The 12,657-nt window shown below is 32.2% G+C and carries 14 protein-coding genes and 1 riboswitch; of the genes, 9 read left to right on the forward strand and 5 right to left on the reverse strand.

All coding sequences use genetic code 11. The annotated features are described in order from the left end of the window. Positions 1-186: 186 nt before the first annotated feature. The 6 genes from G0Q09_RS01955 to G0Q09_RS01980 all read left to right on the forward strand — a co-directional run bounded on the left by G0Q09_RS01955 (position 187) and on the right by G0Q09_RS01980 (position 3,709). Positions 187-951, forward strand: coding sequence for a Rossmann-like and DUF2520 domain-containing protein (locus tag G0Q09_RS01955; RefSeq protein ID WP_114998736.1), 765 nt, complete (start codon positions 187-189; stop codon positions 949-951). Further along, a complete protein-coding gene (locus tag G0Q09_RS01960; protein ID WP_114998734.1) occupies positions 948-1,472 on the forward strand; it encodes a KdsC family phosphatase in 525 nt (174 codons plus the stop codon). The genes G0Q09_RS01955 and G0Q09_RS01960 overlap by 4 nt, the downstream gene beginning before the upstream one ends. 11 nt (positions 1,473-1,483) lie before the next feature. Continuing rightward, complete coding sequence (locus G0Q09_RS01965; protein WP_038336384.1) at positions 1,484-2,068, forward strand: Maf family nucleotide pyrophosphatase; 585 nt, start codon at positions 1,484-1,486, stop codon at positions 2,066-2,068. A 256-nt stretch (positions 2,069-2,324) separates the two neighbouring features. Continuing rightward, positions 2,325-2,891, forward strand: coding sequence for a nicotinate (nicotinamide) nucleotide adenylyltransferase (gene nadD / locus G0Q09_RS01970; RefSeq protein ID WP_038336386.1), 567 nt, complete (start codon positions 2,325-2,327; stop codon positions 2,889-2,891). A 24-nt stretch (positions 2,892-2,915) separates the two neighbouring features. Further along, positions 2,916-3,272 carry a hypothetical protein gene (locus tag G0Q09_RS01975; protein WP_038336388.1) on the forward strand — a complete coding sequence of 119 codons (357 nt, stop codon included), beginning with the start codon at positions 2,916-2,918 and terminating at the stop codon, positions 3,270-3,272. After that, a complete protein-coding gene (locus G0Q09_RS01980) occupies positions 3,269-3,709 on the forward strand; it encodes a GNAT family N-acetyltransferase (RefSeq protein WP_038336389.1) in 441 nt (146 codons plus the stop codon). The genes G0Q09_RS01975 and G0Q09_RS01980 overlap by 4 nt, the downstream gene beginning before the upstream one ends. On the opposite strand, the gene G0Q09_RS01985 is transcribed toward G0Q09_RS01980, so the two are convergent. The 3 genes from G0Q09_RS01985 to pth are packed head-to-tail and all read right to left on the reverse strand — an operon-like array spanning position 3,706 to position 4,905. Further along, positions 3,706-3,936: a DUF3820 family protein gene (locus G0Q09_RS01985; protein WP_038336390.1), complete on the reverse strand. Its 231-nt coding sequence runs from the start codon at positions 3,934-3,936 to the stop codon at positions 3,706-3,708. The genes G0Q09_RS01980 and G0Q09_RS01985 overlap by 4 nt on opposite strands. Continuing rightward, positions 3,936-4,349, reverse strand: coding sequence for a rhodanese-like domain-containing protein (locus G0Q09_RS01990; protein ID WP_052217907.1), 414 nt, complete (start codon positions 4,347-4,349; stop codon positions 3,936-3,938). Before G0Q09_RS01990 ends, G0Q09_RS01985 begins: the two co-directional genes overlap by 1 nt. Beyond that, complete coding sequence (pth, locus tag G0Q09_RS01995) at positions 4,339-4,905, reverse strand: aminoacyl-tRNA hydrolase (RefSeq protein WP_038336392.1); 567 nt, start codon at positions 4,903-4,905, stop codon at positions 4,339-4,341. The genes G0Q09_RS01990 and pth overlap by 11 nt, the downstream gene beginning before the upstream one ends. 112 nt (positions 4,906-5,017) lie before the next feature. Between pth and G0Q09_RS02000 the strand changes: the two genes are divergently transcribed. The 3 genes from G0Q09_RS02000 to G0Q09_RS02010 all read left to right on the forward strand — a co-directional run bounded on the left by G0Q09_RS02000 (position 5,018) and on the right by G0Q09_RS02010 (position 8,701). Next, positions 5,018-5,533, forward strand: coding sequence for a TlpA family protein disulfide reductase (locus G0Q09_RS02000; protein ID WP_219033800.1), 516 nt, complete (start codon positions 5,018-5,020; stop codon positions 5,531-5,533). Between the two features lie 184 nt (positions 5,534-5,717). Continuing rightward, positions 5,718-6,698: a glutathione synthase gene (gshB, locus tag G0Q09_RS02005; protein ID WP_084106936.1), complete on the forward strand. Its 981-nt coding sequence runs from the start codon at positions 5,718-5,720 to the stop codon at positions 6,696-6,698. Further along, positions 6,695-8,701 (forward strand): flavohemoglobin expression-modulating QEGLA motif protein, encoded by a 2,007-nt coding sequence (locus G0Q09_RS02010; protein WP_219033801.1) that lies wholly within the window; start codon positions 6,695-6,697, stop codon positions 8,699-8,701. The genes gshB and G0Q09_RS02010 overlap by 4 nt, the downstream gene beginning before the upstream one ends. 38 nt (positions 8,702-8,739) lie before the next feature. Here the strand turns inward: G0Q09_RS02010 and G0Q09_RS02015 are convergent, their stop codons facing one another. Beyond that, on the reverse strand, positions 8,740-10,026 hold the full coding sequence (locus G0Q09_RS02015) for an APC family permease (protein WP_219033802.1): 1,287 nt from the start codon (positions 10,024-10,026) through the stop codon (positions 8,740-8,742). Between the two features lie 69 nt (positions 10,027-10,095). Then, positions 10,096-12,483, reverse strand: coding sequence for a TonB-dependent receptor plug domain-containing protein (locus tag G0Q09_RS02020; RefSeq protein WP_219033803.1), 2,388 nt, complete (start codon positions 12,481-12,483; stop codon positions 10,096-10,098). Between the two features lie 54 nt (positions 12,484-12,537). Further along, a riboswitch (SAM riboswitch) is annotated at positions 12,538-12,641 on the reverse strand. Positions 12,642-12,657: the final 16 nt, after the last annotated feature.

A 12,657-nucleotide genomic window follows, 5' to 3' on the forward strand; every position in this document is an offset into this window, starting at 1 on the left:
TTAAGATTTTTCAAGTACTATGTTTTGCATAATACGTAAACCTAATCGTTGGATGATTTTACTAATAAGACGCAACAACTTCAAAAATGTTACAAGAATTTTTAATTTTTTTTTAAAATTTTTTTCCTCGGCTGAAAAACTTACATTTATCATTCAATTAATATTAATCAAAAAATTGCTAAAACATTGAGTTCAATTGTCATATTAGGTGCAGGAAATGTTGCGTTTCACTTAACTCGTGCATTAATCGAAAACACTTGCAATGTTCGACAAATTTTCAATAGAACATTAGAACATGCTAGAGAAATCGGAGAAGCAAATAGAATTTCGTATACTGATAAAATTTCTGAAATAGAAAAAGCAGACATTTATATTATTGCAAGTGCCGATTCTGGAATCGAAGAATTCTCTCATTATATTCCGTATGATGATGTTTTGGTTGTTCATACTTCTGGATCGTCTCCTATGTCTGTTCTGAAAGGCGATTACCGAAAAGGCGTTTTTTATCCATTGCAAACTTTTTCGAAAGAAAGAACAATGCGTTATGATAATATTCCATTTTTCATCGAAGCAGAAAATCCTGAAGATTTGAAAAAATTGAATGAATTAGGAAATCGAATTTCAAACGAAGTTCACAAACTAAATTTTGCAAGTAGAATGCAAGTTCATATGACAGGTGTTTGGGCAAATAATTTTGTCAATCATTTATATTATATCGCTGGAAATATTTGTGAACAAAACAATGTTCCGTTCGATGTTTTGTTGCCTCTTATACAAGAAACAGCAAATAAAGTGATCGAAATGAGTCCTAAAGATGCGCAAACTGGTCCAGCAAAACGTGGAGATCAAGTCATTATTGATCGTCATTTAGAGGCCTTACAAGATGATTCGAGATTATTACAGATTTACCAAATATTGACAGATTCAATCAAACGAGTTTACGAAAAATGATAAGTTATAAAGAAAAACTAAATAACATTAAAACCGTTATTTTAGATGTAGATGGAGTTTTGACAGATGGAAATTTAATTTTATTACCAACTGGCGAAATGGTGAGAACAATGAATACGCGTGATGGTTATGCGATGCAATTAGCCATCAAACAAGGAATTCGTATTGCGGTGATTACAGGCGGAAGAGATGAAGCTGTTGTAAATCGTTTAAAATATTTAGGCTTAACTGATATTTATGTAAACAAACGTGATAAAGTAGAAGCTTTCGAAGATTTACTTTTTTCTTATGGATTAGATCCTGATGAAATTGCTTATATGGGCGATGATTATCCAGATTTAGCTGTGATGAATTTAGTTGGATTATCAGCTTGTCCTAACGATGCTTGTATGGATGTACGCAAAGCTTCAGAATATATTTCGCCAGAAAATGGAGGGAAAGGTTGCGTTCGCGATTTATTAGAACAAATTTTGAAAGTTCAAAACAAGTGGTATAATGCAGAAGAAATTGCTTCTGTATAAAAGAATTTGAAATGTTATTAACAGAAAAACTAAAAGATACCAATATCATTTTGGCATCACAATCGCCAAGAAGAAAAGAACTTTTAGCTGGATTAGGATTGCAATTTTCGACAATTTCATTGGATATTGACGAAACATTTGATCGCAACGAATTCAAGAAAGAACAAATCACCGAATATCTTTCCGCTAAAAAAGCAAAAGCTTATACAGATATTCAACCAAATGATTTGATTATTACGTCGGATACAACTGTTTGGGTGGATGATGATTCGTTAGAAAAAGCTTCGAATAGAGAAGAAGCGTACGAAATGATTAAAAAATTAAGCGGAAAAACACATTCTGTTTATACATCAGTTACAATTCGTTCTTTAGAAAAAGAAGTTACTTTTTCAGACGAAACGCAAGTTACTTTCGCAGATTTAACAGATGAAGAAATTTATTTCTACATTGATAATTACAAACCTTTCGATAAAGCGGGCGCTTATGGAGTTCAGGAATGGATTGGTTACATTGGTGTGGAGAATATGAATGGAAGTTATTTCAATGTAATGGGACTTCCAACGCACAAACTATATAAAGAATTAGTAAAATTCTAAACATATAATCCAGCTCCGGCTGGATTTTTTTATTATTTGTCGTATTGAACTTGTTTCAATATCGCATCAAGAAACAGAAAAAAATTAAGCAAACTCAAAATAGCACTAAAGTAAAAATCATTCTGATGAAAAGAGGAATCTAAGATTTTTCATTTCTCTAATGCTACATTCAAAATGACAAAAAACTTACATCATTTCACTTTCTTCCGAAACTTTATTAATTATCGTATTTTTGTTTTTCTAAAAAATCAATTTTATGAAGGTCGGTTTATATTTTGGATCATTCAATCCTATTCATGTCGGACATTTAATTATTGCCAATCATTTTCAACAATTCACCGATTTGGATCAGGTTTGGTTTGTGGTTTCGCCTCAAAATCCATTGAAGAAAAAAAGTTCTTTAGCAAATGAATATGATCGATTAGAAATGGTAGAATTAGCGATTAAAGATTATCCTAATCTTCGTGCTTCTAACATCGAATTTACGTTACCAAAACCTTCTTACACGATTGATACATTAATTCATCTAAACGAAAAATTTCCTGAGCATGACTTTGCGTTGATTATGGGTTCTGATAATTTAGATGGAATTTCAAAATGGAAAAACGCTGAGATTTTAATGCGCGATTATCAAATGTATGTTTATCCGCGTCCTGGTTATTCGCAAGAAGAAAATTTGGATAATGTCGAAATGGTTGAAGCGCCTTTGATGGAAATTTCTTCTACATTTATCAGAAATGCAATCAAATATGGAAAAAATATAAAACCTATGTTACCTCCAAAAGTTTGGGAATATTTGGATGGAAGTAATTTGTATGGATAAATTTAATGTGAGAATTTGAAGGTTATGGACTGGGAAAATTTAATAGAATATGAATCATTAAGAATTCAAAAACAATTTGCTGGTGAAATTCGGTTTGGTCCAACTTTTTTCTCGCTTAATTCTAATCCAGAAATTAAAGAATTGAATAGTAAAATCTTTGGAGATTGGTTTTATAAACACAATTCAACGATATATTTACAACAATGGAATTCTACTAGAAATCCAGATATAAATCTTATTTCAATAAATATATTTACACTTGAATATAAAATTGTATTAGAAAATATAAAATCTGTTTTTGGGAAAATGAGATGCAGAAATAATCAATTATATTTTGTAGATAAATACAATAAAAAAGAATATTTAATCACAGCATCATGACACAACAAGCTACTATAAATAATCTAGAAGAATTAGTTCCTTTATTTGATGCGTATCGTCAATTTTATGATAAGAAATCTGATGTAAAAGCAGCGGAAAAATTTCTAGAAGCCAGAATTGTAAATGACGAATCGGTTATCTTTTTAGCCTATAATAAAGACGAAAAAGCAGTTGGTTTCGTACAATTATTTCCTTCATTTTCATCTACTCGAATGAAACGTTTCTGGATTTTGAATGATTTATTTGTTTCACCAGAATTTCGCGGACAAGGTTTTTCAAGAGAATTGATAGAAGAAGCAAAAAATCTGTGTCGCAAAACAGATGCTTGTGCAATGTTGTTAGAAACAAGTGTTACGAATGATATTGGAAATTCATTATATCCAAGTGCTGGATTTCAATTGCGTGATGATGCAAATTTTTATGAATGGGAAGTTTAACCAAATTGACGTTTCAATTCGTAGATAATATCTTCTAATCCATTTAATTTTATTTCATAAACAGTGGATAAAAGAATTCCTAATTTCCCTTTCGGAAAACCACCTTTACCAACAAACCATTCCAAATAAGAAACAGGTAAATCGCACAACAATCGCCCTTCGTATTTACCGAAAGGCATTTTAGTTGTGACAATTTCTTTTAATATTTCGGGACGAAATCCTTCCATTATTTTGTTACAGTTCCTTTGTACGTTGACATTCCATCTTTGAAATTCTTCGCATTTTTGAAACCTTTTTCTTGCATTTTTTCTGTTGCTAATTTTGCTCTAACACCAGATTTGCAATAAATGAAATAATTCTTTTTTGTATCTAATTTCTGAATTTCTTCTTCGAAATTTGGATTTTTCACATCTATATTTACCGCTCCAGGAACATGACCTTCAGCAAACTCTTCAGGTGTACGAACGTCTAACAAAACATTCTTATTACTCTTGAAATTAATTTCATTTACATTGTCTAATGTCGAAGTTATTTCTTCTATTTTCGCTTCTTTTCCTTCTGAGCTTGACGAATTGCTTGCACAAGAACCTAAAAAAAGTGTTCCTGCAATCATTGCAACTCCTAAAATTTTATTTACCATTATATTGATTCATTGTATTACCTAATCCTTGAAAAATAAACGACAAAACTGCATCAGCAGCCAAATTCAATCGTTCATTCATTTTTTCATTTTCTTCTGCCGACCAATCGCCTAACACATAATCCACTTGTTTACCTTCCGAAAATTCGTTTCCTACACCAAAGCGTAATCGCGCATAATTTTGTCCGCCAACTTTATTTTGAATATCCTTCAAACCATTGTGTCCACCATCGCTACCTTTTCCACGCATACGAATTGTTCCGAAAGGCAAGTTCAAATCATCTGTAATGACAAAAATATTTTCTAACGAAATATTTTCTTTTTTCATCCAAAAACGAACCGCATCTCCACTCAAATTCATGTATGTATTTGGTTTTAACAACGTAACTGGACGCGCTTTATATTTAAACTGTGCTACTTCACCAAAATTTGATGGTGAAAATTTAGCATCAACTTTTTTAGCAACTTCTTCAACAACCTTGAAACCAATATTATGACGAGTATTTTCGTATTGAGCACCAATATTACCAAGCCCAATAATCAGATATTTTTGCATGAAACAAAATTACATCTTTTTGCAATGATTAGAAATAAATATTTACCTTTGCTTTAAAGTCTACTGAATTGGTATAGATTTTGTAAATACATGAAATCGATAAAAAATTATCATGAGAAAAATAATTAGCGTTTTAATATTATTTGTTGGAATTAATGCATTTTCGCAAAAAATTCCGTCAGTGATGAAAACTGAATTTCCGGAGGCAGCCTTACAGGATATAGTGGTAACTTCTGAAGGAAATTCGGCAACCATAGAAAAAGCTTTTTCAAACTATAAAGGAAAAATTGTCTTGTTGGATTTGTGGGCAACATGGTGTGGAGATTGTATCAAAAACATGCCTGCTTTGAAATCTTTGCACGAAAAAAATCCTGACGTAACCTTTGTTTACCTTTCAATGGACAAAACGGAGGAAGCATGGAAAAAAGGGATTGAAAAATATCAAATTGAAGGTCAGCACTTTTACATGGGAAATAATTGGAAAGGTAATTTTGGCACAGGTATTGATTTAAATTGGATACCTCGGTATATGGTTCTTGATCAAAATGGAAAAATTGCAGATTACTACAGTGTAAAAGCAGATGATCCGAAAGTTCAAGAAACAATTGATCGTTTAAGAAATAAATAGTTTATAGTTTACCAACCTGAGGGTGATTGAAATTAAAAAATCAATCACCCTTTTTTTTGATTACTTGTTAGTAATCAGTTGTTTCCGTAGAATCGAAACAAATATTATATATTTTTTTGTAGAGTATTTTTTGTATTAAACTTTTAGTTATTATTGCATTGATTTTAATACCCTTTTTATTTATATGAAAATATGCTTCGTAATGTATCCTTGGGACAAGGTTGAACCAGGTAAAGATACCACAATGCGAATTATCAAAGAATGCGTAGACCGTGGTTTTGAAGTATCCTATTTGACAAAAAAAGATATCTCTATTGCCAAAGGTAAAGTTGTAGGAAACTGCAAAAAGATGATAACTACAGAAACAAATGATTGTGTTGAGTTTTATCACACCATGAAATTTGAAAGTAGTATAAAAGATTTGACCGAATTTGATATAATTTTTATGAGAGCCGATCCACCAATTGATCCGCTTTTGTTGAATATGTTAGAATTAATCGAAGATAAAGTTTTCTTCGTGAATAAAATTTCGGGATTACGTAAAGCAAATAATAAAATATACGCCGCATCTTTTGATGATGGTCTAGAAACAATTGTTCCTCAAACACTTATTACAAAAGATATTGATTTGATAAAATCGTTTGTAGAAGAAAATAATTTCGAGAAATTTATCATCAAACCTTTAGACGGAATGGGTGGTAAAGGTGTTATACTTTTCGAACGAAAAAATATTGGTAACTTAAGCTCGATTTGCGATTTTTATATCAATCATACCGGATATTCTCAGCCTATTATTTGTCAAAATTATATAGAAGGTGCAGAAAAAGGTGATGTTCGCGCTATTGTGATTAATGGTGAACCGATTGGTGCAATTATGCGTGTTCCTGCAGAAGGTGACCACCGTTCTAATATTTCGGCTGGTGGTTCTGCGATTAGACACGAAATGAGTGAACATGAGTTAGATTTATGCCGTAAAATAGGAAAACAATTAAATGAAGATGGAATTTATTTTTGTGGTATCGATTTGATTAACGGAAAAATGGTTGAGCTAAATGTAGTAAGTCCTGGAGGAATTGTTCCTCACAATAATGTAAACAATAACAACGAAATTCAGAAACAAATCGTGTCGATGTTATTGGAGAAATATAAAGAATTTAAAGCATGAAATCCATAAGTATACAGCAAATTTTAGAGAATATTGAGAACGAAATTGTATTTGAAGCTTATGCAGAAGACGAATCATTCAAAATAAAAATCGACGAATACATTCCTTACGTTTGTGCTGCCATTCATGATGGTGGACAAATGCGCGAAGATATTCGCGAAAAATGTTTATTAAGCAATTATGAACGTTGGTACGAGGAAGATCCGCATACTGCTGAGTTTGTAGAAACTTTTCCAATCTTAATTCAAGGTTGTGATTCTCGATTTGAATACGATCTAAATCGTGGTCCAGAAACTGCTGTGTACGAAGAAGCTTGGGGAAAACAGGTTTGGAAAGAGCCTTTGTCGGTTTCTCAAAAACAAAAAAGTATTGCAAAACATCACGCTTTTTATGAAGTTTTAGAAGCTTTAATCAACAAGCTTGAAACTAAATTTAAGTCATGCTTGGTTTATGATATTCATTCGTACAATTGGAAACGCTGGGATCGTCCGGTTCCTGTGTTCAACATTGGTGCGGAACGAGTTGATAACGAACGTTACGGAAATTATGTAGAAAGTTGGCGCGATGAATTGGCAAATATTGAGTTAGAAAATATTCACAATTATTCGGCGATTAACGATGTATTTTATGGACGAGGATATTTGTTAGAATTTGTTACAAATCGATTCAAAAATACGTTGGTTTTAGCGACAGAAGTTTCGAAAATTTATTGTGATGAATTAACTGGAGAATCTTTTCCGGAGATTATTAACCAAATAAAAGAAGGTTTCAAATCGGCAATTCTTAACCATGCTTATGAGTTTGTAAAAACAGAAACGACGTACAAAGTAGGTTCTAAGCAAGTAAATATTTTGCACAATGAATTAGAATCTGACTTGGTTAAAATTGATAAACAATTGTGCCAATTGGTTCAGAATTTTGAATTGTTAAGTGTTATCAATCCGATCAATTTAGAATTTGAAAAGAAGAAATTTTTAGCTTCAAAATATACATACGAACCACAATTTAAATACAATCCGCTTAACATTGATCCATTCGAATTTAAACGAAAATTATCGAATATTAAAGTCGAAAAAATCAATGATATTAGTATTCAAAATATGTATGTTAACACGATTAACGCTTATTTTGATAAGGTCGATTTATTAGCCAATCTTGGTACGGATAAATTTTTATACAATTCGTTGCGTTACTTTGGCGAACCATCCAAAAAAGATATCGAAAACGCGAACTTTATCCTTTATTGTCCTGAATTTAGAATGGATAAACAAGGAAATTATACAGAGGAAGAAGTGGTTAATCTTTTTAGAAATGCTACGAATGATTATGGTTTCAAATTTGACATCGAAGTTTCGGATGATATCGCATCAAAAGCACTTGTAATCAATAGCAAGAGAAAAGTTGTGATTAAACGTGGCGTTAAGTTTGACAAACGTTTTACAAATGGTTTAATTGAGCACGAAATTGGAGTTCACATGGTGACAACCATGAATGCGTTGGATCAACCATTAAAAATCTTTAGTATTGGTTTACCTGTAAATACATTAACGCAAGAAGGTTTAGCGATTTTAAGTGAATATTATTCTGATTCTATTAATCATAGCCGATTAAGAGAACTTGGTTTACGCGTTATGGCAGTTCATATGTTGACAAATGGAAAATCATTCAATGAAACGTTTATGGTTTTGATGGAAGAATACAAAATGAAACCAGAAGATGCATTTTATCTGACAACTCGCGTTTATCGTGGTGGTGGTTTTACAAAAGATGCACTTTACTTGAAAGGTTTGAAAACGATTTTGAATTATGTCGATCAAGGACGTTCTTTGGATAATTTATTGATTGGAAAAACTTCAGTTGAATACATTGATACAATTGACGAATTAGTTGAACGTAAAATGATTAATAAACCAAAATATCATACCAAAATTTTCAAAAAACATCTTGAAAATCCAGAAATCAACCCTATTTTACAATATATTTTTAACGGAATAAAAGATTAAAAAATAAAAACCCACTCAAATTTGAGTGGGTTTTGTGATTAATTCTCTTTCTCAATTCTTTTATCAAAATAGAATAATACAATTCCTAATGCAATAATACCTAAACCAAATAAACTTTCTTTTGGTTTTTGCATCAAAACGAAATAACAGATATATAAACTAAATGCTAAAAATATAGCAGGCAAGATATAAAAGAATTTACTTTTGATAATGGTTAATTGATCTTGTTTGATAAAGAAAGCTGTACAAACTGCTAATGTTGCTAAAATTTGTAAAACAAACGATGTATAGGTAAAAATCACTTCAAAATCTCCTGAAAAAATTAGCAAAATACTAATTGCTGTATGCACCCAAATTGCACGAACTGGAATTCTATTTTTGTTCTCTTTCGCCATAAAATTCCACAATTTATTTTCGCGCGCTGTGGCTTGCGTCAAGCGAGAACCAATCCATAAATAACCGCTAATCGTCGCAATTAATTGTAAAGCAATAAAGCAACTCACCCATTTTACATTATTTCCAAGCAGATTACCGAACGAAATATTTGCAACATTTTCTTGTCCAGCCAAAGTTCCTGCTGATGCATGTTTCAAGAAAACATAATTTAGCAAAACATAAGAAATCGTGACAAAAATAACGCCTATAAATAGTGCTTTTGGTAAGTTTTGTTTTGGTTGCTCAATTTCTTCTACGATGTATGAAGCCGAATTCCAACCTGTATAAGCAAAAGTAACATAAACCAAAGACGTCGCAAATGCAGGAAGTAACAATTCATTTTTCCAAGTCGAATCAAAAACTACCGCATTTGGCTCAACTGCTGGAGCAAAATAAAAACCTAAAACAATTAAAACAACAATAAATACAACTTTTAGAATAGTAAAAATATTCTGAAATTTACTACTCAAATTTAGACTGAATGATTGAAAAACGGCAACAATCAAAATCATGGCTATTGCAAATTCTTTTCCTAAATCAAACCCGAAAACATTCAAGTATTTTCCCATTGCCAAAGCCGCTAAAGAAATCGGCGCTGAGAAACCAACGAATAAAGAAATCCAACTTGATAAATAACCAAAAACGGGATGAAATGTCCGAGATAAATAAATATAATCTCCTCCTGATTGTTTAAATTTTGAAGCTAATTCCGAATAAATAAATGCGCCAATCAACGCTAACAATCCTCCTATTGACCACAATAATAAGATAGAAGTTGTATTTTTTAAATCAGAAATTTGATAACCCAAACTGGTAAAAACACCTGTTCCGATCATATTCGAAATCACTAAAGCTGCTGCGGTTTTCCAACCAATTTTTGAATGTGCCATACACAAAAAAGTGCCAATTGAATGTTTGAATTTACATTAAAATTGACACTTTGAATATTTTATTATTGATTAAAATTTAAAACTTGCACGCGCAAAATAATACGCTCCTGTCATCCCCATTTGAACTGGCGCATACGGAAAAACTCCATAATAAGAATTTTCGTAAACTTGCTTGTCTGGGAAAACATCAAACAAATTATTTGCACCAATTGTAAAGTTGAAATTCTTTGTAATCTCATAACCAATCGAAGCATCCGTCACCACTTTTCCCGTGTGTTCTTGGATACTTCCCCAAGGATATCCATCTTTTGTCACTTTTCCGAAATACGTGTTACGCACCATAAAATTGAATCCAGAAATTGCATAATTCAATCCTAAAGTTGCTTTTGTTTTTGGACTTAACGATTCGATAATATTGACTTGATCAGGACCAAAAAATTCTTCCGTTGGAATTGTTAAAGCTGTTGGAAAATGATAACCGACAATTTTTGTTTCGTTGATATTTCCTGATAAACTTGCATTCAATTTTCCTCGACCTAAACGAGTATCATAGGAAATTACTAAATCCAAACCTTTGGTTTCTGTATCAATTGCATTCGTAAAAATACGCGCTGTCGCTACATTATATTTTTCTAAAGCAGGATCTGTGATATCAGAAGTTAAGACAATTCGGTCATCAACTTTTATAAAATATCCATCCAATGTGATAAATAATTTTGAAGTCGGACGAAATGTTAAACCTAAACTTGCATTGATTGATTTTTCTTCTTTTAATTTATCCAAACCAATTTCTTTCGACAATTCAGACTCATTTCGAATAATTCCTTTTGTTACCAAAACTTGATCACCATTATCATTCAAGAATAAATCGGTATACGAATTACTGAAATATTTTTGTTGTAAAGAAGGTGCTCTAAATCCTGTCGAAATCGCTCCACGAACCGAATATCCTTTTGCGTATTCATATCGCATCGCTAATTTTCCGTTGATTGTACTTCCAAAATCTGAGTAATTTTCAAATCGTCCAGCTAAATCAGCCGTAAAATCTCCAAATTTCAATTCTCCATCTACATAAGCCGCAACTGAGTGACGATCACCTTTTACAACATTCAATGGAGAAAACCCTACAAAAGATTCAGATCCAGAACCTGAATAAGACGCTTCATCTCCAGCTTCAATTTTATATTGTTCAAAACGATATTCTCCTCCAAACGCTAAACTAACATTTTGATTGATTCGTTTCGAAAAATCTAAATTGACTGTATTTTGTAAAAATTGATGTTTCCCAGCGTAAAAATCGGTTGGAGAATTTAAGCCTAATGATTGATTAATTGAATTTTCTAAATCATACTTGAATGAATTTAATCCAAAAGTATTGCTCAAGTCAACTTTCCATCCATCATATGAATAACGTAATCCTGTAGAATTTGAATAATCATTTACATTAGATTTTAACGTTGCTTGAAAACCATTTGGATAAATTTTTAACGCATCTTCAGACAATTCACTTGGCAATCTTCTAAAACCAAATCCATTACCTTGGCGCAACGAAACTCCTCCAAATGAATAAAAATCTAATCGATCATTAATCGCCGTTTCAGCATTTACAAAAAATTGTTGATTCTTGATTGCCGCATCTCCAATTTGAAATCTAAAATCTTTTCTCGAAAGCCCTAAAGCAGCAATTTTAGCGTCATCCACAGCTCTTGCTACATCTGGATCATCTGCAAAATCGTACGCGAAATTATCTCCAAAAATATCTAAATTATGATCTTTCGAGCGATTTGTTTTTTTACGTTCACTTACAACAGCCGAAAAAACAATCGAACCCGATTGTCCTAGTTTCGTTCCATAACTTCCGTTAAAATTGTACGTTTCTCCATCATTTCGAGAAGTCTGACCATACGTCAAAGACGCGTCACCACCTGGTTTAGATTTCAAAACAATATTTACAACTCCCGCAATTGCATCAGAACCATATTGCGCAGCCGCACCATCACGTAAAACTTCAATTTTATCAATTGCTGAAATCGGAATTGCGCCTAAATCTGTTCCTACAGAACCATTTCCAACTGTATTTTGGTAATTCACCAACGAAGTTGTGTGACGTCGTTTTCCATTAATCAAAACCAAAACCTGATCTGGTCCCATTCCACGCAATGTCACAGGATCGATATGCTCCGTTCCATCGGCAGATGATTGACGAACAGAATTAAAAGAAGGAATAACCACATTCAAAATATCATTCACACTCAATTGAGGAGAAGACGTTTTCAATTTCTCAACATCGATAATATCGACAGGAACAGACGAATTAACCACCGTTCTTTCTGATGTACGACCACCAATTAAAATAACTTCGTTAAGGTTTGTTTCCTCCTTTTCAACTTCTTGAGCGAAAAGTGTAGCTGCGCAAATAAATGCGAATGAAGCAAGTAAAAATTTGTTTCTTTTCATTTTTAATTTTCATAAAACTTTCAAGAAACCAACAGATTAAAGTGAAAATACTTTTACTCATCTTTCCCTCTAATAGGTTGGATTTAGCACCTTAGATTATAAGTCATCTGGTTGCTAAGGTTTCACAGGGCCAATCCCTCCACCTTTCTTGATAAGTTATGCAAAGGTAATGTT

The sequence above is a fragment of the Empedobacter falsenii genome (assembly GCF_019308355.1).
GTDB classification, from domain to species: domain Bacteria; phylum Bacteroidota; class Bacteroidia; order Flavobacteriales; family Weeksellaceae; genus Empedobacter; species Empedobacter falsenii_B.